Origin of the sequence: Pedobacter sp., from assembly GCF_041645105.1 — a bacterium.
Taxonomy (GTDB): domain Bacteria; phylum Bacteroidota; class Bacteroidia; order Sphingobacteriales; family Sphingobacteriaceae; genus Pedobacter.
In genome coordinates, this window is sequence record NZ_JBAZQQ010000001.1 from 443,989 (window position 1) to 463,516 (window position 19,528).

At 37.7% G+C, this 19,528-nt stretch carries 22 protein-coding genes; 3 read left to right on the top strand and 19 right to left on the bottom strand.

What is annotated here, in order from left to right:
• Positions 1-65 precede the first annotated feature (65 nt).
• From rplP to WC623_RS01900, 10 genes are all read right to left on the bottom strand, one after another.
• Positions 66-488 carry a 50S ribosomal protein L16 gene (gene rplP, locus WC623_RS01855; RefSeq protein ID WP_349784329.1) on the bottom strand — a complete coding sequence of 141 codons (423 nt, stop codon included), beginning with the start codon at positions 486-488 and terminating at the stop codon, positions 66-68.
• 37 nt (positions 489-525) lie between these two features.
• Complete coding sequence (rpsC, locus tag WC623_RS01860; RefSeq protein WP_349784328.1) at positions 526-1,374, bottom strand: 30S ribosomal protein S3; 849 nt, start codon at positions 1,372-1,374, stop codon at positions 526-528.
• Between the two features lie 5 nt (positions 1,375-1,379).
• On the bottom strand, positions 1,380-1,742 hold the full coding sequence (gene rplV, locus WC623_RS01865; RefSeq protein WP_349784327.1) for a 50S ribosomal protein L22: 363 nt from the start codon (positions 1,740-1,742) through the stop codon (positions 1,380-1,382).
• A gap of 7 nt (positions 1,743-1,749) precedes the next feature.
• Complete coding sequence (gene rpsS / locus WC623_RS01870) at positions 1,750-2,016, bottom strand: 30S ribosomal protein S19 (protein WP_008244581.1); 267 nt, start codon at positions 2,014-2,016, stop codon at positions 1,750-1,752.
• The gene (gene rplB, locus WC623_RS01875; protein ID WP_372847814.1) at positions 2,016-2,840 is read right to left on the bottom strand and encodes a 50S ribosomal protein L2; all 825 of its coding nucleotides are present in this window, start codon (positions 2,838-2,840) and stop codon (positions 2,016-2,018) included. Before rplB ends, rpsS begins: the two co-directional genes overlap by 1 nt.
• Before the next feature lie 23 nt (positions 2,841-2,863).
• Complete coding sequence (gene rplW, locus WC623_RS01880; RefSeq protein WP_372847815.1) at positions 2,864-3,154, bottom strand: 50S ribosomal protein L23; 291 nt, start codon at positions 3,152-3,154, stop codon at positions 2,864-2,866.
• A gap of 1 nt (position 3,155) precedes the next feature.
• Positions 3,156-3,785: a 50S ribosomal protein L4 gene (gene rplD / locus WC623_RS01885; RefSeq protein ID WP_372847816.1), complete on the bottom strand. Its 630-nt coding sequence runs from the start codon at positions 3,783-3,785 to the stop codon at positions 3,156-3,158.
• Positions 3,786-3,789: 4 nt separating this feature from the next.
• Positions 3,790-4,407, bottom strand: coding sequence for a 50S ribosomal protein L3 (gene rplC, locus WC623_RS01890; RefSeq protein WP_372847817.1), 618 nt, complete (start codon positions 4,405-4,407; stop codon positions 3,790-3,792).
• Between the two features lie 182 nt (positions 4,408-4,589).
• Positions 4,590-4,985, bottom strand: a complete 396-nt coding sequence (locus WC623_RS01895; protein ID WP_372847818.1) for a DUF1634 domain-containing protein — start codon at positions 4,983-4,985, stop codon at positions 4,590-4,592.
• A complete protein-coding gene (locus tag WC623_RS01900; RefSeq protein ID WP_372847819.1) occupies positions 4,982-5,818 on the bottom strand; it encodes a sulfite exporter TauE/SafE family protein in 837 nt (278 codons plus the stop codon). Before WC623_RS01900 ends, WC623_RS01895 begins: the two co-directional genes overlap by 4 nt.
• 83 nt (positions 5,819-5,901) lie before the next feature.
• On the opposite strand from WC623_RS01900, the gene WC623_RS01905 reads away from it, so the two are divergent.
• Positions 5,902-6,507 carry a hypothetical protein gene (locus WC623_RS01905; protein ID WP_372847820.1) on the top strand — a complete coding sequence of 202 codons (606 nt, stop codon included), beginning with the start codon at positions 5,902-5,904 and terminating at the stop codon, positions 6,505-6,507.
• 65 nt (positions 6,508-6,572) lie between these two features.
• On the opposite strand, the gene rpsJ is transcribed toward WC623_RS01905, so the two are convergent.
• The 6 genes from rpsJ to WC623_RS01935 all read right to left on the bottom strand — a co-directional run bounded on the left by rpsJ (position 6,573) and on the right by WC623_RS01935 (position 11,613).
• A complete protein-coding gene (gene rpsJ / locus WC623_RS01910) occupies positions 6,573-6,878 on the bottom strand; it encodes a 30S ribosomal protein S10 (protein ID WP_008244591.1) in 306 nt (101 codons plus the stop codon).
• Between the two features lie 129 nt (positions 6,879-7,007).
• Positions 7,008-9,122, bottom strand: coding sequence for an elongation factor G (gene fusA / locus WC623_RS01915; protein WP_372847821.1), 2,115 nt, complete (start codon positions 9,120-9,122; stop codon positions 7,008-7,010).
• An 18-nt stretch (positions 9,123-9,140) separates the two neighbouring features.
• The gene (rpsG, locus tag WC623_RS01920; RefSeq protein ID WP_349784318.1) at positions 9,141-9,608 is read right to left on the bottom strand and encodes a 30S ribosomal protein S7; all 468 of its coding nucleotides are present in this window, start codon (positions 9,606-9,608) and stop codon (positions 9,141-9,143) included.
• Between the two features lie 16 nt (positions 9,609-9,624).
• A complete protein-coding gene (gene rpsL / locus WC623_RS01925; RefSeq protein WP_109926363.1) occupies positions 9,625-10,038 on the bottom strand; it encodes a 30S ribosomal protein S12 in 414 nt (137 codons plus the stop codon).
• 168 nt (positions 10,039-10,206) lie between these two features.
• Entirely contained in the window at positions 10,207-11,349 is a 1,143-nt protein-coding gene (locus WC623_RS01930) for an acyloxyacyl hydrolase (protein ID WP_372847822.1), read from the bottom strand.
• Between the two features lie 42 nt (positions 11,350-11,391).
• Positions 11,392-11,613: a VF530 family DNA-binding protein gene (locus tag WC623_RS01935; protein ID WP_372847823.1), complete on the bottom strand. Its 222-nt coding sequence runs from the start codon at positions 11,611-11,613 to the stop codon at positions 11,392-11,394.
• Positions 11,614-11,647: 34 nt separating this feature from the next.
• On the opposite strand from WC623_RS01935, the gene WC623_RS01940 reads away from it, so the two are divergent.
• Complete coding sequence (locus tag WC623_RS01940) at positions 11,648-12,280, top strand: hypothetical protein (protein ID WP_372847824.1); 633 nt, start codon at positions 11,648-11,650, stop codon at positions 12,278-12,280.
• A 271-nt stretch (positions 12,281-12,551) separates the two neighbouring features.
• On the opposite strand, the gene WC623_RS01945 is transcribed toward WC623_RS01940, so the two are convergent.
• From WC623_RS01945 to WC623_RS01955, 3 genes are all read right to left on the bottom strand, one after another.
• Complete coding sequence (locus WC623_RS01945) at positions 12,552-14,519, bottom strand: M1 family metallopeptidase (protein ID WP_372847825.1); 1,968 nt, start codon at positions 14,517-14,519, stop codon at positions 12,552-12,554.
• A gap of 71 nt (positions 14,520-14,590) precedes the next feature.
• Positions 14,591-15,328 carry a carboxypeptidase-like regulatory domain-containing protein gene (locus WC623_RS01950; RefSeq protein WP_372847826.1) on the bottom strand — a complete coding sequence of 246 codons (738 nt, stop codon included), beginning with the start codon at positions 15,326-15,328 and terminating at the stop codon, positions 14,591-14,593.
• A 91-nt stretch (positions 15,329-15,419) separates the two neighbouring features.
• Positions 15,420-15,767, bottom strand: coding sequence for an arsenate reductase (locus WC623_RS01955; RefSeq protein ID WP_372847827.1), 348 nt, complete (start codon positions 15,765-15,767; stop codon positions 15,420-15,422).
• A gap of 265 nt (positions 15,768-16,032) precedes the next feature.
• Here WC623_RS01955 and WC623_RS01960 point away from each other — a divergent pair, with 265 nt between their 5' ends.
• Positions 16,033-19,524: a response regulator gene (locus WC623_RS01960; RefSeq protein WP_372847828.1), complete on the top strand. Its 3,492-nt coding sequence runs from the start codon at positions 16,033-16,035 to the stop codon at positions 19,522-19,524.
• Positions 19,525-19,528: the final 4 nt, after the last annotated feature.

The window sequence follows — 19,528 nt, forward strand, 5'->3', positions numbered from 1 at the left end:
ATTTTTAATTGGCGGGTCCAGAGGTTGTAATAACAAGTTACTTACAACATTCAACCCTACTCTAATTATGCCTCTACGTAATCTCTACGTACTACAAATTTTGTTTGGATCGGTAATTTTTGAGCTGCTAAACGCATTGCCTCTTTAGCAACTTCTAAAGGAACACCTTCTGCTTCAAAAATAACACGTCCCGGTCTAACTACGGCTACCCAATATTCTGGAGCACCCTTACCTTTACCCATACGTACCTCAGCTGGTTTCTTAGTTACCGGTTTGTCCGGGAATATTCTAATCCATACCTGGCCTTCACGTTTCATGAAACGAGTTACGGCGATACGGGCTGCCTCTATCTGACGACTGGTAATCCATGTCGACTCTAGAGATTTGATCCCGAAAGACCCGAATGACAATTCAGCACCACGAGTTGCTAAACCTTTCATTCTGCCCTTCTGCATCTTTCTGAACTTCGTTCTTTTTGGCTGTAACATTTTATCTTAATATTATCGTTAAACGATCTGTTAACTATTATTTACGAGGACCTCTGTTCTGAGTATTTCCGCCTCTATTATCTCTTCCTTGACCTGGACCACCTTGACCTGGACCTCTTCCGCCACGATTACCACCACCGCGGTTATCGTTTCTTCTGTCGCCACCGCCACGGTTGTCTCTGCCGCCAAAGCCACCTTCTGGTCTGCCACCTTTACCTGGTGCATTGCTTGTTGAACCAATGTTAGGAGAAAGATCACGTTTACCGTAAACCTCGCCTTTACAGATCCATACTTTAACACCTATTTTACCATAAGTAGTCAAAGCTTCAGCTAATGCATAGTCAATGTCTGCACGGAAAGTATGCAAAGGAATTCTTCCTTCTTTATACTGCTCGCTACGAGCCATCTCAGCACCACCTAAACGACCAGAGGTCATAATTTTGATACCTTCAGCACCCATACGCATAGTTGATGCGATAGTAGACTTCATTGCTCTACGGAATGAGATCCTTGCTTCTAATTGTTTTGCAACACCTTCTGCAACTAATTGTGCATCAAGCTCAGGGCGTTTAATCTCAAAAATGTTGATTTGAATTTCCTTTTTAGTCAATTTCTTCAACTCTTCTTTGATCTTATCAACCTCAGCTCCAGCTTTTCCAATCACAATACCCGGACGAGCAGTGTGGATTGTAACCGTGATACGTTTTAACGTACGCTCGATAACCACTTTTGCTACACCGCCTTTTGCGATACGTACTGAAAGGTATTTTCTTATTTTTTCGTCCTCAACTAATTTATCAGCATAGTTGTTGCCACCGAACCAGTTAGAATCCCAACCTTTGATGATTCCTAACCTGTTACCTATTGGATGTGCTTTTTGTCCCATTTCTGTTAATTAGTTTGAGTTTCAACGTTTTTACTATCTACTACCAAAGTTACATGGTTTGAACGCTTACGAATTCTGTAACCACGTCCTTGTGGTGCTGGTCTTAATCTTTTTAACTGACGACCACCGCCTACCATTATCGTTTTCACGAATAACTGGCTTTCTTCAGGGCGAGAACCTTCATTCTTAGTTTCCCAGTTTTTGATAGCTGATAATAAAAGTTTCTCAACTTTTAATGCTGCTTCTTTATTGGTAAACTTTAAAATATGTAAAGCTTTCTCCACACGCTCACCTCTGATAAGATCTACAACCAAACGCATCTTACGCGGTGAGGTTGGACAATTGTTTAATTTCGCTACTGCTTCCATCTTCTAATTATTTTTTCTTTTCAGAGTGACCCCTAAATGTTCTGGTTGGAGCAAACTCTCCCAGCTTGTGACCAACCATGTTTTCTGTTACGTATACCGGTATAAATTTATTACCGTTGTGTACTGCAAATGTATGTCCCACAAAATCTGGTGAGATCATTGATCTGCGAGACCAAGTTTTAATTACAGACTTCTTGCCTGAATCATTCATAGAGACTACTTTCTTCTCTACGTTATGGTCAATATAAGGTCCTTTTTTAATCGAACGAGCCATTATTTCTTCCTTTTCTCTATGATGAAACGATTTGAGTATTTTTTAAGTGAACGTGTTTTAAATCCTTTAGAATAAACACCATTCCTTGAACGAGGCTGACCTCCTGATGAGCGACCCTCACCACCACCCATTGGGTGATCTACTGGGTTCATCGCTACTGGACGTGTTCTCGGACGACGGCCTAACCAACGGTTACGACCAGCTTTACCTAACACTTCATTTGCATGATCTGAATTGGAAACAGCTCCTATTGTTGCTAAACAAGTAACTAAGATAGATCTTACCTCACCTGAAGGCATTTTTAATGTAGCATATTTACCATCACGTGCTGCCAATTGTGCATAAGCACCAGCACTACGTGCTAACTGAGCACCACGACCTGGATGAATCTCCACATTGTGAATGATAGATCCCAATGGGATATTGCTCAATTTTAATGTATTTCCTACTTCTGGAGTTGCAGTATCACCTGATACTACTTTCTGCCCAACTTGCAATCCTTCCGGAGCAATGATATAACGCTTCTCACCATCTGCATAATGTAATAATGCGATACGTGCAGTACGGTTTGGATCGTATTCAACAGTAGCTACTGTTGCAGGAATATCAAATTTCTCACGTTTAAAGTCAATTAAACGGTAAGATTTTTTGTGACCACCACCCATGTAGCGCATAGTCATCTTTCCTGTATTGTTACGTCCTCCCGACTTTTTAGAAGATACAACCAATGATTTTTCGGGCTTGGTTGCTGTAATCTCCGTAAAACTGGCACCTACTCTAAAGCGGGTTCCCGGAGTGACTGGTTTAAATTTTCTTAAGCCCATAGTTATAAATTATTCAATTCTTATTAAATATTCGAGTAATAATCTATTGTTTCACCTGCTGCCAGGGTTACAATTGCTTTTTTGTATTTCGGAGTACGTCCTGTAACCAATCCACCTTTAGTATTTCTGGATTTGATTTTACCGTCTACAACCATTGTATTAATGGCTACAACGTTAACACCGTACATTTTCTCTATAGCCGACTTAATCTGCAATTTATTTGCTTTGTGTTCTACTTTAAAAGTAAAGCGGTTAGACTTTTCTGTTAATGCAGAAGCTTTCTCTGTTAATATTGGTTTCTTTAAAAATTCCATATTACTTGGCAAATGCCTCCTCCAATGTTTTAACAGAATCCGCAGTTAACAAAAGCTTGCCACAGTTTAATACATCATAAGTATTTAACTGATCTGCAGTAATCACTTTCACTTTCTGAATGTTTCTGCTTGATAAATAGATATTGTTATTTTGTGAAGGTAAAACCAACAATGTCTTTTCGTTAGTCAAGTTTAATGCGCTAACCAAGTTGATATAATTTTTAGTTTTGATCGTATCAAAAGTAAAATCTTCTAAAACCACAACATTGTTGTCTTGAGCTTTGTATGATAAAGCAGACTTACGTGCTAGTGATTTTAATTTCTTGTTCAACTTGAAGCTATAATCACGTGGCTGAGGGCCAAAAACGCGACCACCACCATTAAACAATGGAGATTTAATACTTCCGGCACGAGCACCACCAGTACCTTTTTGTTTATATAATTTACGGGTTGAACCAGCAATCTCATTACGTTGTTTAGACTTGTGAGTACCTTGACGTTGATTAGCCAAATACTGCTTTACATCTAAATAAATTGCGTGGTCTACAGGCGTTATGCCAAAAACCGACTCAGGAAGTTGCACCTTGGCACCTGTCTCTTTTCCTGAAATGTTTAATACTTTAACTTCCATCTGCTTACTTATCTAAGATTACGTAAGAACCCTTAGCTCCTGGAATGGAACCACTAACTACAACTAGATTTTGATCAGCATAAACTTTCAAAACTTGTAAGTTCTGAACTTTCACTCTGTCTCCACCCATTCTACCCGCCATACGCATACCTTTAAATACACGAGAAGGATACGAAGCAGCACCCAATGAACCTGGAGCACGCATCCTGTTGTGCTGTCCGTGAGTTTGCCCACCAACACCACCGAAACCATGACGTTTTACAACACCCTGGAATCCTTTACCTTTTGACGTACCAACTACATCCACAAAATCACCTTCATTGAAAATACTAACCGTTACAGTATCACCTAAAGCAAGTGATTCTTCAAACGGCTCAAATTCAACCAGCTTACGCTTTGGGGTAGTGTTTGCTTTCGCAAAGTGGCCTTTAAGAGGCATGGTAGTGTTCTTTTCTTTGGCTTCGTCGAAACCTAACTGAACTGAAACGTAACCGTCTTTCTCTTCGGTCTTTACCTGTGTTACAACACAAGGTCCAGCTTCGATCACAGTACATGGTATGTTCTTACCATCCGCGTCGAATATGCTGGTCATTCCTACTTTTTTTCCAATAATACCTGACATTTTCTTTTTTTAATTTAACACCCATCGAAGCAGTAGGGCTTCGTTCAAGGTGGATACACATCCCACTTAAGGGAGGGCAAAAATAAGAAAGAAATCTTAATTTTCAAATAGTTAGCTAAATATATTTTCAAATAAATGCTAAATATTTGATTTCATTGGATAGCATGTAATTAAAGCAAGTTTTAACCAACTAACTTATCACTCAAGCTATATAATATAATGGATAACACAATCAATCCTATTAAAACATAGAGGTAATCACGCTCTATAAGGAAGCTAAAAATAGAAAAAACGACTCTTGCTACAGGTGTAAAAATCAATAATATTGTTCCAAACTGAACAATTGAAGCTCCATCAAAGCGCTTTAATCCAGTAAAAATTGCAGTCATAGATGACAGCCCTGACTTGCCTGAATCAAATTTAGCATAATCTATCTGAGCAGAATGATTACCTAACAGATAAATCACAGCTCCTATAAATACAACAACCATAGAAGAAATCACCCCTGCCCTTAAAAGGGCTCCAAGAATAACCTGAATGTCCTTATCGGCAAAAAAATTTTTACTCTCTTTGTTCATAACTTACCAGATAAACCATTATAAATCATCTGAAGTGCCAAAAATGTTACTACAACAGCAAATACAACTTTTAACTTATCAGTTTTAGTCCTCACCAATATTTTCGATCCAATGGTTGCACCGAGCAATACACCTATTGTCACAGGCATTGCAATTCCAGGATCAATCTGACCCCGATGAAAGTAAACTACTGCACTTGCAGCTGCTGTGACCCCCATCATAAAATTACTTGTAGTGGTAGAGACTTTAAAAGGAATCCGCATGATGTTATCCATCGCAATCACCTTTAGCGCTCCAGAACCAATCCCGAGCAAGCCAGAAACAATCCCTGCAATGAACATCATCAAAAAACCACCTATAACATTATGTACAGCATAGTTCTTTAATCCCTCATCTGTAGGATAAGTACCGTTCAGCTTGAAAAAAAAAGCTAGTTTACCCGAAGTATCATTATCAGAGCGATCTACCTTCTTACGAACCATCATCGCAGCAGAGAACAAAAGTATCATACCAAAAATAACGGCTATATAACTTGGATTAATATAAACAGTAATAACGGCTCCAATAATCGCACTTATTGTAGTAGCAACTTCCAGAAACATGCCTATTCTGATATTTGTAATTCCTTCTTTAACATAAGCAGCAGCGGATCCGGAGGATGTAGCAATTACTGAAATGATAGACGCGCCGATAGCATAATGAATATCAACACCTAATACCAATGTCAGCAGTGGAATAATGATAACTCCACCTCCCAATCCAGTAAGCGAGCCTACCAGTCCGGCCATAAAAGCACCTATTAAAACTATAATTGTAAATAGTAATACCGACATTGCTACAAATATACTATCTACAACCTGAACACAATAAATTTAAAATATCATTGTTAAATTAGACGTAAACCAATCTATACATTATGAGAAAAGTCATACTCTCCTTTATTTCGGCTTTAATACTAAGCTTCAGTGCTCAGGGCCAGACCACAAGTGATTCAACAAAGGTCATTGATCCAAGTCTCAGAGGTCAATATCAATTGATGCTTTCAAAATCTAAAACTCTAAATGGATATAAATTAATAAATCCTGCCCGCATAAGCGCCTTCTGGAAAAATGTAAATGACAGTTTATCTACCAGTCGAAGACATATTGCAAATGCTACAAAGCAAATCAAACAACATGAAAATGAGATCGCGAGCTTAAAAAAAGAAATTAGTGGCAATGAGAGTTCTCTTGCCAGTTCCAACGCAAAAGTTAATGAGATATCATTTCTGGGGATTTCATTTACAAAATCGACCTATAGTACTATGGTATGGAGTTTAATAATAGGTCTTGCGGTTGCGCTTACTATAGTCATATTCAGATCTGCCAAACATATCCATGAAGCAAAATACCGTAGTAACCTTTATGAAGAAATTGCCCAGGAATACCAGGCTTATAAAACTAAAGCGAACGACAAAGAGAAAAAGCTTGCCCGTGAACTTCAGGATGAACGAAATAAGCTTGATGAATTAAGAAACCGCTAAAGTTGAAATGCAAAAAGGCCTCCCCGAATAATCAGGGAGGCCTTTCCTTTTAAAATTCAGTATAGTTATACTTTAATTTCAACTTCAACACCGCTAGGTAATTCAAGTTTCATTAATGCATCAACTGTTTTTGAGTTAGAGCTATAAATATCTAACAAACGCTTGTAAGCACATAATTGAAACTGCTCACGTGCTTTTTTGTTCACGTGTGGTGAACGTAAAACAGTGAAGATTTTCTTTTCTGTAGGCAACGGAATCGGTCCGCTAACTACTGCACCCGTAGGCTTAACAGTCTTAACGATTTTCTCAGCAGATTTATCTACCAAGTTGTAATCGTAAGATTTCAATTTAATTCTGATTCTTTGGCTCATGTTATTTGTATTTATGAACCCTTGTTAGAGCTATTAATAACAAGGGTCTGATTTATCTTAAATTAAGAACAAGGAACAAAACTAATGCATAAACACTATATCTTTTATCCTTGCTCTTTATTCTTATAATTAATCTATTGCTTTAATTCTGCCTTTTGATTTAGCAACAACTTCTTCCTGTACGTTTCTAGGAGCTGCTTCATAGTGATCAAACTCCATTGTAGAAGTCGCACGACCTGAAGTAATGGTACGTAACTGAGTTACATAACCAAACATCTCAGAAAGAGGCACAGTAGCTTTAATTACCTGGGCACCGTTACGGGTATCCATACCTAAAAGTTGACCACGACGACGGTTCATATCACCGATAACATCACCCATGTTTTCTTCAGGAGTAAGGATCTCAATTTTCATGATAGGCTCCATCAATACCGGATTACATTTAGGTAACGCTTCACGGTAGGCCATTTTAGCTGCAAGCTCAAAAGATAAAGCATCTGAATCGACTGCGTGGAATGAACCATCAATCAAACGAACTTTCATGTCAGGTAGTGGATAACCAGCTAATACACCATTAGCCATTGAAGCTGCGAATCCTTTTTCTACAGACGGGATAAATTCACGAGGAATAGAACCACCAGAAATTTCGTTCACAAACTGCAATCCACCTTTTTCGAAATCAGCATCAATTGGAGAAATAACAACCTGAATATCCGCGAATTTACCACGACCCCCAGTTTGTTTTTTATAAGTCTCACGATGTTGAACGGTTCCATTGATAGCCTCTTTATAAGCAACTTGTGGAGCACCTTGGTTAACCTCTACTTTAAACTCACGTTTCAAACGGTCAATCAAGATATCCAAGTGAAGCTCACCCATACCAGAGATTACGGTCTGACCAGTTTCCTGATCTGTCTGAACTCTAAATGTAGGATCTTCTTCAGCTAATTTACTTAAACCAACACCTAATTTATCAACGTCAGCTTGAGTTTTAGGCTCAATCGCTAAACCAATAACTGGCTCAGGGAAGTCCATAGATTCAAGAACGATTGGATGTTTCTCATCACAAAGTGTATCCCCTGTTTTGATATCTTTAAATCCTACTACCGCTGCAATATCTCCTGCTTCTACGTTAGGAATTGGGTTTTGCTTGTTAGCATGCATTTGGAAGATACGTGAAATACGTTCTTTACTTTCAGAACGGGTATTATAAACGTATGAACCCGCATCAAGATTACCCGAATAAACACGGATAAAACATAAGCGGCCTACAAATGGATCCGTAGCAATTTTAAATGCTAAAGCTGAAAATGGCTCTTTAACATCTGGTTGACGAACAACTTCTGCACCTGTTTCTGGGTTTGTTCCGGTAATACCTTCAACATCCATTGGCGAAGGCAATAATTCCATTACGTAATCCAACATAGTTTGGACACCTTTATTTTTGAAAGATGAGCCACAAACCATAGGAACAATTTTAGCATCTAATACTGCTTTACGTAATGCATCTAAAACTTCACGCTCTGTGATAGTTTCAGGAGCCTCGAAGAATTTCTCCATCAATGACTCATCGTATTCTGCTACTGATTCAAGTAATTTCTCTCTCCATTCAGCAACATCGTCCAACATATCTGCAGGAATAGGAATCTCAGTAAAGGTCATGCCTTTATCATGCTCATTCCACTGAATACCACGGTTGTTGATCAAGTCAACTACACCGATGAAAGTTTCTTCACCACCGATAGGTAACTGCAATGGAACTGCATTACTACCTAACATATCTTTAACTTGTTTAACAACTTTTAAAAAGTCTGCACCAGAACGGTCCATCTTATTAACGAAACCTAAACGAGGTACATTATAGTTGTTTGCTAAACGCCAGTTAGTCTCAGATTGAGGCTCAACACCATCAACTGCAGAAAAAAGGAACACTAAACCATCAAGTACACGTAATGATCTGTTTACCTCTACGGTAAAATCCACGTGTCCAGGAGTATCAATGATGTTCATGTGATACTTTTGATTTCTGTATTTCCAATCTACAGTTACAGCTGCTGAGGTAATGGTAATACCACGTTCTTGCTCTTGTGCCATCCAGTCTGTTGTAGCAGAACCTTCGTGAGTTTCACCTAACTTATGGTTAACACCAGAATAGAAAAGAATCCTTTCGGTAGTTGTGGTTTTACCGGCATCAATATGCGCTGCAATACCGATATTTCTTGTAAATTTTAAATCTCTTGACATTTTATGATTCTAGTAAGATTAGAAACGGAAGTGAGAGAACGCTTTGTTGGCTTCAGCCATTTTATGCGTATCTTCTTTTTTCTTAACTGCTGCACCTTCACCCTTAGCTGCTGAAACGATTTCACCTGCTAATTTCTCTTTCATTGTTTTTTCACCACGTTTGCGAGCATATGAAATTAACCATTTCATACCTAAAGCAATCTTACGGTCAGGTCTAACCTCTGTAGGAACCTGAAAGTTAGCACCACCAACACGGCGTGACTTAACCTCTACTGCAGGCATTACATTAGCTAAAGCACGTTTCCATACTTCTAAACCGCTCTCACCAGCTTTTTTCTCTGCTAATTCTACAGCATCGTAAAAAATTGAATAAGCGATAGATTTCTTTCCGTCAAACATCATGTTGTTTACGAAACGCGTCACCTGAACATCGTTAAATTTCGGATCAGGAAGAATGATTCTCTTTTTTGGTTTTGACTTTCTCATTTGTTTTTCCTCCTAATTATTTCTTTTTACCTTTTGTTGGTGCTGCAGCAGCTTGTCCTGGTTTAGGACGTTTTGTTCCGTATTTAGAACGACGTTGGTTACGACCAGCAACTCCTGAAGTATCTAATGCTCCACGGATGATGTGATAACGTACACCTGGCAAATCTTTAACACGACCACCACGAATCAATACGATTGAGTGCTCCTGTAGGTTGTGACCTTCTCCAGGGATGTATGCATTAACCTCTTTACCATTGGTTAAACGTACACGTGCTACTTTACGCATTGCTGAGTTTGGTTTTTTAGGGGTAGTGGTATATACACGTGTACATACACCTCTTCGCTGTGGACAGCTGTCCAATGCTGGAGACTTACTCTTGAACTCCAGTGCTACTCTACCTTTTCTAACTAATTGTTGAATGGTTGGCATTGTTTTTTTTTGTTTTTCTATTTATGTTTAAAAACTCTACCCTCTAAATAAGGGAATGCAAAGGTATGATAATACATTTTATAAATCAAGGGGTTAACATAAATTTAATCACTTAAAATACAAAGGCATAACCAACTACCTTCCGGTATTGAGAAAAAAAAGAAGCTCTTAGGGGGTAAAAAGAAATCCAAAGCCTACGAAATCGGCCTCAGTTTGATGTATATATATTTTAGCCTGAATAGCAGCCCAATCTACCACATTATATTTTAATCCTGCTGTCCAATAAGTATTAATATCCTTTAAACTATTAAAATGTAAATAATATCCATACTTAGCCATCATAGCCAATCTACCCATCCACAAGTCGGGCCCAAAAGCGGCTCCTACCCTCCATCTATCAAACGAACTGGCATTAGACTGGTAAGTTTCTCCATTCCTAATGGGATCGTAAATAGTATGGTAATACACCGCGTCGACCCCGGTTCCCAAACCAAGAACAGAGTTCAACCTGTAATTATACCCTACATATAAACCTGTCTTATACAAACCCTCTTTACTTCTATAAACACCTCTGCGCCCAAAATTAATCCCAAAATCAACACTATGCTTCTTAAAATCAAGCGGCTTTCTCCATGAAGTGGTGTCACCTGCAACTTTCTGCTTCGTACTTAAAGATTGTATAATACCTATACTAGCACTACTCACATTCATACCATTATTTGGTACCCGTGTACCCGCATTTGAAAAATGAAGTATATCAATCCCTGCAGAGAGTTTTGTTGACGGTGCTATTTGCGTAGCTACTTTAAGTCCTATTCTAGATGAAAAGTTAAGGTGACTACCAACTAATACATTCTCATTTGTAAACCAGGTTTCACCTAAATAACCCAAACCTAAGCCTGGCGATACCAATACTTCCGTACTACCCGTCTTTAACAGAGAAAAATTGAGTGCAGCCAACAAAGCATAAGAATCACCAAATCGGTCTGGTCTAGGGTCTGATACCATAATGATATCACTCATATCCTTATAATTAAAGACTAAATCCAAACTCTTCAAATTCAACATCTTCATCCAGGGTCTGGGATTCCCAGTTGTATTCAAATGATAAATCAACTCTCCACCATATGCGGTACCACTTAATTTATTTTGAGCCGTAAAAACACCTAATGACATTTGTGGAGTAAATTCTATGCTGTTACGGGTATCTCCTTTTTCCTGTGCATGCACAGCACAAAAAAAAGCAAAATGACTAACGAGAAATATAAGCACCTTGAGATTAAAGTTTTTTAATTTTCTTTTGATACTCATCTTATACATAGTTTGGATCAGAATTAATGTTCAGTAATTAAACTAATGAAATGTATTTAAATATAATCTTTCTACTTTTTTTCTTGCCCAATCAGTCTTACGTAAAAACTTCAAACTCGAATTCATAGTTGGATTGTTATTAAAGCAGGCTACTCGTACCAATTGCCCTAACTCCTCCCATCCATAATGCCATACTAACTGTTTCAATATAAATTCAAGCGACTTACCATGTAATGGATTATTCTTCTGTTCTTGTTCGGCCATGGTGCAAAAATAATAAGAATAACTAGATTTGTATATGGATTTAAAACTAGGTGATTTTGTTCGTTTTGTAGACGAGAATATTGAAGGGTATATTACCCGAATTATTGATAAGGATACCATTGGCGTAACTGACTCTAATGATTTCGAAATACCGGTTCTGGCATCAAAGGTTACACTTGTTCATGGCGATGTGCACGATAATGATATTGTAAGCACCAAACCCACAACTATTATCCCACAGGCTGAGTTTAAAAAAGATGGTATTCATCTTGCATTAGTGGCAGATCAACATAGTGCCTCTGTAGCACACTTTCATATCATTAACGAAAGTTCGTACCAGCTTTTAGCCAGTCTTACTACCGAAAAACAGGATAATTTTAAAGGAGAGTTTGCTGGTACTATTGCACCAAACTCTGCAAAAAGGATTTATTCGGCACAATTGGGTGATATTCAGATTTGGCCAAAATTCAGACTAGAAGTGCTAACCAGTACCTCTGCCAATATTGAACCTAAAGCACCAATAATTTTCAATAAAAGCATCAAAGGAAAAGACCTTTCAGTTGCAAAAGAAGAAGTTGCTCTCCTTAAGCAAAAGGGATGGGTGATAAAACTGGAAGAGCCTGAGGAAGATCTGGATCTGAAAAAACTGCAGAAAAAATTTCAATAATGTCAAAATAAAGGGCAAAATAAACCATTCTATTCACAGTCTGGAATCTTCTGCCCTCTGCGCTAAGAGGGCAAAAGTTCCTAAGTCCGCTCACAGAAGGCAAATTTTGCTTCAAGCATGATGCATATAGCATGGGGTAATATACATCACACGATATGCATTATGCTATATGCACCCTGCTAACAGGAAAATATACCTTCTGTGAACAGGCATAGGCGCTCTTTGCTCCCCTTCAGGAGCCTAAGAGATGCCAGACTGTGAATAGAATGGTTTATTTTCCCCTCCAGGAATTATTACTCGAATCAACATCCGGCAATACATGCTTAGGATCCAATACTACTGAAACAACCTCTTCATTGGTAGGATAAAATACCGTCCATACCTTGTTCCTCATCCAAACATCCACAGAAATCTTAAGTATATCTGTTTTACCACTTTTAGTTTTAACTTCAAGAATAATAGGCATTGGCATCTTTTCGAGGTTTGCTACAACAATATTATAACCTGTTTTTGATCCTTTATCATTTACCTCATTTACTGCGGCAATCGCCTGATCCATTTTCCAGTTCTCTAAAAACCAACCTCTCCAAAACCAAGCAAGGTCTTCACCAGCTGCATTTTCCATGGAACGAAAGAAGTCAAAAGGAGTAGGATGTTTATAAGCCCATTGTTCGATGTAATTTTTAAAAGCATAATCAAACCTATCAGAACCAAGAATTTCGTTTCTTAAAATTTCCATTCCCCATCCTGGTTTATAATATAAGTTTAAGCCAATATTCCCTTCAACCATTGCGTCTGGACTTAGCATAATCTGTTCAGCCAGCACCGAGCCCATACGCATAGCTACAGTATGCATATCAGTACGTCCGCCATCATATTCTCCATTATTAAATTCAGCGGTTGACAGACCATTAATAAAAGTATTCAACCCTTCATCTAACCAACCGAACTTACGCTCATTACTACCTACAATCATGGGAAACCAGGTATGACCAAACTCATGATCAATCACACCCCAGGCTGCTGCACCTTTAGCTTTCCACCCACAAAAGACAATGCCTGGATATTCCATTCCCCCTACATTACTGGCTATATTTACAGCCATTGGATAAGGATATTCAAACCATTTATTAGAATAATGTTCAACAGAAGCTTTAACATACTCCACCCCTCTGCCATAACTATTCTTCCCATTACTCTCTACTGGATGAGCCGATACCGCGATAGATTTCTTACCACTAGGAAGGTTGATACGAGCTGCATCTAAAACAAACGCTTTTGAAGAAGCCCAAGCCACATCTCTAGTATTTTTAATCTTAAATCTCCAGGTTAGCTTATCTTTTGCCGGCCTCGATTTAGGATCTGTCACTTCAGATTCTGATCTGATAGGAATGGTTTTATCACTCCCCTTTGCCTGATTCCATCTCTTAAGCTGCTCTGCCGTAAAGACTTCCTGTGGATTTAATAATTCTCCAGAGCCCATCACAATATGACTTGCAGGTGCAGTAACAGAAAAATCAATATCACCATACTCACAATAAAACTCTCCTGCGCCCCAATACGGCAAAGTATTCCATCCTAATACATCATCATAAACACATAACCTCGGAAACCATTGTGCAATCGAATATATCTCACCATTCTTTGTGGCTAAATGCCCCATCCTGTCAGATCCATTTACAGGGATTACAAAAGAGAAATTCATTTTTATGGTTATTACATCACCGTTAGCCTCCATTGATTCATTAAGACGAATCTGCATCCTCGTATCTTCAATAAGCGTAGTATACTTTACGGGTTTCAATTTTTGATATATAGTAATCCCGTCAATTTTATAACCGCCATCCAATTTCTCTCCTCTAGAACCATATCTACTATTACCAGAAATTAATGCATTCCCTCTTGAATCAGTAGAAAATAAATTCTGATCCAACTGTAGCCATAAAAAAGGTAATCGATCTGGGCTATTATTTTTATAAGTAATAGTAACCGTTCCTGAAACGGTGTTCTTTGCATCATCTAAATCAGCTGAAATACTATAATCCGCACGATTTTGCCAATATTTAGGCCCGGGGGAACCATTTGCGGAACGAAATTCATTACCATTTTGGGTATAAAAAAGAGGGCTAAATGCTACGTGAGGATCGTAATTACTTTTTGGAATATCCCCTTGCTGTGCAAAACCAGAAAAACTACAAACAATAAGAGCAGTCCACAATAAAGTTAATTTATGAATCATATTAAGTTGTCAATTACAATTTAATAAAGATATAAAATGAAACCGACCTGCTCTTTATTGTAACGGTTTTATTAGTTAGCCTTGAGTTTAGGCATTGAAGATATCCTCTTATCTTCAGGACTTAGTTTAAGCCATGCATGATAAGATTTAACCGTATAATAGGCATAATTAAAAGGCCTTTCACTCTTTACGAGTTCCTCAGGAGGTCTGTAAAGAGCCATGAAGTTCTTCAGATCATCCCCCTTTAGTTTTACCAGATTTGAGACATACTCCTCCGTAAAAACAGCATTTATTTCAGCCTGGTAACGATCACGTTCCTCCAAAAGTCTAATTTTTTCCTGCTGTCTTTTATATTTACCGTAACCAAGATTAAACAACAAACCACCAGCTCTATCATTATTTTCCTTTCCTTGAAGACCATCAGTCGCAACACGAGTATAACGGTTAGCAAAAGGGTCTGGGGCAAGTATAGATGAATTCACTTTAGCACTTACAATTTCAACCTCTCTCAAAGTTGTTGAGTTTCCCGGCATAAATACAATTTTAGGATCCAGGTTGATTAGGAATAGGGTATCTGTATGGAAGCCAGGAGAAGAAAACTGAAGTAAATCTCCAATTTTCGCTGGAATTGTGAATTGCCCTGCTGCTCTTGTCGATACGACCTGACTGTTGGTTAAATTCTTAACTATAACATGCTGTAGAGGAAAACTTTTGTTATCAAAGTCGTATACTGTTCCCGAAACAGTTGTTTGTCCCAATAATTTAAATGGTAAAACAATAACAATAAACAAAAGGAGCTGTTTAATCATAACCAAATATAAAGTTGTTTAGATAGTTAACGTATCATTTAACAAACTTTAACAAGTAAATGTTTGCTAATAAGCCCTGCTACTTATCATATTATTTTAGCGTATCAGCGTATGCATCTTCGTCAAAGCTAATCAGCACGGGTTTACCATCTACTTCAATAACAGGACGTTTTATCGCACTAGTATTTTCAAGCAAAGTAGCTACCGCAGATTTTTGATCAACAACGCTTTTTTGTACATCCGGATTCAAGTTTCTCCAGGTAGTACCCTTTTTATTTAAAAGAACTTCCCATCCAAAAACATCACACCATTGATTCAGTTTTTCAATGCTGATACCTTGCTTTTTGAAATCATGAAATTCAGGAGTAAAACCATTTTCTTCTAACCACACTCTGGCTTTTTTAACTGTATTACAATTTGGTATTCCATAAACTATCATAGCTGCAAAACTATAACTTAATTCATCACTTTTTTAAAGGATTTTGTCACATTTTTAAATTTAGTAATAATAGCTTTAAAATAAGCTGGAATAATGAACCGCGCAAAAAGACGTTCTTCATTGGAAATATCTGAGCAGAAATGTTATGTTTACAGTAATTAGGCTAACTTTGACAACAAATTTTATTTCTGCAATCAGCTAATTAAATATAATCGTTAATATTGTTGAATATAACACCTATTGATTTTAATTATCATCCCACGATATGTTTAAACTGACTTTTAAACAACAAGTATTAACAGGTTTTACTGTTTCCTTACTTTTTGTCTTCGCTTCTGCTATAACATCTTATTTCAGCATCGACAAGTTAAATGATGATACGAAATGGCAAAGCCATACCTATGATGTTATTAACCACCTGAAAGATATTGAATTCCATGTCTTAAATTCCGAAACAGGCATAAGGGGTTATATAATTGCTGGTAAGCAAGAATATCTTGGTCCTTATAAAGAAAATGCAGCAAAAATATTACCTACAATTGAGGTCTTGAAAGAATCAATTAGTGAGACTTCAGCGCAGAAAGAAATGATAGATTCACTCAACTTTTATGCACACCAAAAAGTTGATGAGATGAAAGAAGTTCTACGCATATACGATATCGAAGGGCAAAATAGTGCCGGACATCGGGTCATGTTTGGTCCGGGGCAAATGTTTAAAAACAAAATTCTTGAATGGAGTGGAAAAATAATCCATGAAGAAGAAGAGTTACTCATCAAAAGAAAAGAAGAGATTAATAAAAGTAGTTTCCGCAGTGAACTGGTTGTCGTACTAAGCTCATTTATTATATTTGGTTTAATCGTATTTTTATTATCATACATCAGACGAACCTTTGATCAACAGAAAGAGACTGAAGATCAGATCCGAGATGCTAATCTTGAACTTGGAAAAATATCTAGCCAAAACGAGCAAAAAAACTGGCTGCTTTCTGGTGCAACTGTTATCAATGAGGTCATGCGTGGTGAACAAGAGATTGATGAACTTGCGAACAATATTATTTCAGGAATTTGCAATTATATAAATGCTCCGACAGGTGGCCTTTACATTGTTAATCCTATAAAAAATACTTTAAAATTCGAAGGAGGTTATGCCTGGCATAATTCAAAAAATACACGTCAGGAATATCATTTCGGAGAAAGTCTTGTCGGCCAGACTGCAGTCGAAAAACAACCAAAATTACTTAAGCACATACCAGCAGACTATATTAAAATACATTCTGGTTTAGGGGAATCCGTACCAACCAGTATCTATCTTCTCCCGATTGTCTTTGAAGAAAGCACCATTGCTGTAGTTGAACTCGGTCTGACTAACAAACCTGATGAATCATCATTATTATTCTTAAATACAATTACAGAAAGTATTGGAGTGGGAATAAACAGTGCAATTGCCCGTATAAAACTAAGAGCATTATTCGAGCAAACCCAACAACAGGCAGAAGAACTGGAAAGCCAACAAGAAGAATTACGCACCACCAATGAAGAACTTATCTATAAATCAGAACAGCTTCAGGCATCGGAAGAAGAATTGAGAGTTCAACAGGAAGAACTTCGTCAAACCAATGCCGAACTGGAAGAAAAAGCGCAACAGCTTGAAGAGCGAAATTTTGCAGTAAATCAGGCTAGGGAAGCAATGAGCTTAAAAGCGGAAGAACTTGAAATTTCAAGTCAATATAAATCAGAGTTCCTTGCAAACATGAGTCATGAGTTAAGAACACCATTAAACAGTATATTAATCCTGGCTCGTATATTAAAAGAGAACCGCACTGAAAACCTTAATGAGGATCAGATTAAATACGCTGGTGTTATTCACAATGCTGGGACCGACCTCTTGACATTGATTAATGATATCCTTGACTTGTCTAAAATTGAGTCCGGAAAAATCGAACTGTCCATAGAGCCACTAAAGCCTATAACGATTAAACTGGACATGGAAGCCTTGTTTTCAGAACTTGCCAAAAGCAAAAAAATCAATTTCCATACACACCTTGATACTTCTTTACCTAAACAGTTTTTAACAGACCAACCAAGGCTAGAACAAATCATTAAAAATCTGCTTTCAAATGCGTTTAAATTCACTCCAGAACATGGAGAGATCTTACTAGACATTAATAAAGCAAAACCGGAAACAACATTTTTCTCACAACAATTAAAGAGCTATGATGGCAGCATCATAGCAATACAAGTTAAAGATTCGGGAATTGGAATTTCACCTGATAAACAAAAATTAATATTTGAAGCCTTTCAGCAAGCCGATGGTTCAACCAGCAGAAAATACGGCGGTACCGGATTAGGTTTATCTATTAGTAAAGAACTCGCGCATATCCTTGGTGGAGAAATCCAGGTTGAAAGTAAGGTAGGACAAGGAAGTCTATTCACACTGTATATTCCTGATAAATTAGAGGCCATAGAGCATGAAAATAAGGATGAGAAAATCGAAGAAGAAGAAAAAGGGATTACACCTATCAGTCCTGATCCACTGTTAACGCTCCCTAACCCGGCTGAAGGTCAAAAACTACTTATCATAGAAGATGACCTTGTTTTTGCAGATGTGCTTAATGACTATGCCATTGAAAAAGGCTTTAAACCAATACTTGCTCATAGTGGTGATGTAGCCATTGATATGGCCTTCTCCGAATTGCCAGATGCCATTATACTCGATATTATGCTTCCTGTAATGGATGGCTGGACCATACTTAAAAAGCTTAAAGCTGACCCAAGAACAAAGCATATTCCAGTGCATATGATGTCTGCAGGAAATGAAAAAGAAGCAAAGGCAAAAAAAGAGGGTGCAATAGGCTTTTTGAAAAAGCCCATACAAAAAGAACAGCTTGACGAAGCTTTTGAATTACTAAGTACAGCTTATTCAAAATACAATTTAAATACAGTGCTCGTTATTGAAGATCAGGAATTGCAAAGTAATATGCTTACTCAGCAACTGACAGACCGAGGCGTAGAAGTAAAACAAGCTTTCACAGGTAAAGAGGCACTAACACTATTAGATGAACACGAATTCGATTGTATTATTCTTGACCTTAAACTACCTGATATCTCTGGATTTGATCTTTTAGATACTATAAAGGCTATCCCTGCATTAATACATATCCCTGTAATCATCAATACAGCAATGGAGCTTGACCAGGAAAAAATGGCACATATCATGAAGTATACGGAAGCCATGGTGCTAAAATCAAATAAGTCTAATGACAGACTTATGGATGAAGTGAGCCTATTCATGAATAAGCTAAAGAATCATAACTCTACTCCGATTTATCCGCCTTCAATTAGTTCAAATACGAACCATAAGCCTTCCTCTACGATGGAAAAGGTATTAAAGGATAAAACGATTTTAATTACCGATGATGATATGCGTAATATTTTTGCTTTATCAAGTGCGTTGCAAGAGTATGATTTAAAAATAGTAATTGCCAATAATGGTCGTGAGGCCATTAACCGACTAGAGGAACCTAACCAGATTGATCTTGTGCTAATGGACATCATGATGCCAGAGATGGACGGCTACGAAGCGATGAGGGCTATCAGAAGTAAAAAGGATTTTGCCAAATTGCCTATTATCGCCTTAACGGCCAAGGCTATGAAAAACGATAGAGAAAAATGTATTGATGCTGGTGCAAATGACTACATCTCTAAACCAGTAGACATTGATAAATTACTATCTATGTTAAGAGTTTGGTTAAGCTAAACTT

Coding starts and splice junctions, on each gene's coding strand:
- WC623_RS01950 (WP_372847826.1), bottom strand. CDS start 15,328: ATGATTAAACAGCTCCTTTTGTTTATTGTTATTGTTTTACCATTTAAA.
- rplP (WP_349784329.1), bottom strand. CDS start 488: ATGTTACAGCCAAAAAGAACGAAGTTCAGAAAGATGCAGAAGGGCAGA.
- fusA (WP_372847821.1), bottom strand. CDS start 9,122: ATGTCAAGAGATTTAAAATTTACAAGAAATATCGGTATTGCAGCGCAT.
- WC623_RS01955 (WP_372847827.1), bottom strand. CDS start 15,767: ATGATAGTTTATGGAATACCAAATTGTAATACAGTTAAAAAAGCCAGA.
- WC623_RS01935 (WP_372847823.1), bottom strand. CDS start 11,613: ATGGCCGAACAAGAACAGAAGAATAATCCATTACATGGTAAGTCGCTT.
- rpsS (WP_008244581.1), bottom strand. CDS start 2,016: ATGGCTCGTTCGATTAAAAAAGGACCTTATATTGACCATAACGTAGAG.
- rpsC (WP_349784328.1), bottom strand. CDS start 1,374: ATGGGACAAAAAGCACATCCAATAGGTAACAGGTTAGGAATCATCAAA.
- WC623_RS01905 (WP_372847820.1), top strand. CDS start 5,902: ATGAGAAAAGTCATACTCTCCTTTATTTCGGCTTTAATACTAAGCTTC.
- rplD (WP_372847816.1), bottom strand. CDS start 3,785: ATGGAAGTTAAAGTATTAAACATTTCAGGAAAAGAGACAGGTGCCAAG.
- rpsL (WP_109926363.1), bottom strand. CDS start 10,038: ATGCCAACCATTCAACAATTAGTTAGAAAAGGTAGAGTAGCACTGGAG.
- rplB (WP_372847814.1), bottom strand. CDS start 2,840: ATGGGCTTAAGAAAATTTAAACCAGTCACTCCGGGAACCCGCTTTAGA.
- rplV (WP_349784327.1), bottom strand. CDS start 1,742: ATGGAAGCAGTAGCGAAATTAAACAATTGTCCAACCTCACCGCGTAAG.
- WC623_RS01895 (WP_372847818.1), bottom strand. CDS start 4,985: ATGAACAAAGAGAGTAAAAATTTTTTTGCCGATAAGGACATTCAGGTT.
- rplC (WP_372847817.1), bottom strand. CDS start 4,407: ATGTCAGGTATTATTGGAAAAAAAGTAGGAATGACCAGCATATTCGAC.
- WC623_RS01940 (WP_372847824.1), top strand. CDS start 11,648: ATGGATTTAAAACTAGGTGATTTTGTTCGTTTTGTAGACGAGAATATT.
- WC623_RS01960 (WP_372847828.1), top strand. CDS start 16,033: ATGTTTAAACTGACTTTTAAACAACAAGTATTAACAGGTTTTACTGTT.
- WC623_RS01900 (WP_372847819.1), bottom strand. CDS start 5,818: ATGTCGGTATTACTATTTACAATTATAGTTTTAATAGGTGCTTTTATG.
- rplW (WP_372847815.1), bottom strand. CDS start 3,154: ATGGAATTTTTAAAGAAACCAATATTAACAGAGAAAGCTTCTGCATTA.
- WC623_RS01930 (WP_372847822.1), bottom strand. CDS start 11,349: ATGAGTATCAAAAGAAAATTAAAAAACTTTAATCTCAAGGTGCTTATA.
- WC623_RS01945 (WP_372847825.1), bottom strand. CDS start 14,519: ATGATTCATAAATTAACTTTATTGTGGACTGCTCTTATTGTTTGTAGT.
- rpsJ (WP_008244591.1), bottom strand. CDS start 6,878: ATGAGCCAAAGAATCAGAATTAAATTGAAATCTTACGATTACAACTTG.
- rpsG (WP_349784318.1), bottom strand. CDS start 9,608: ATGAGAAAGTCAAAACCAAAAAAGAGAATCATTCTTCCTGATCCGAAA.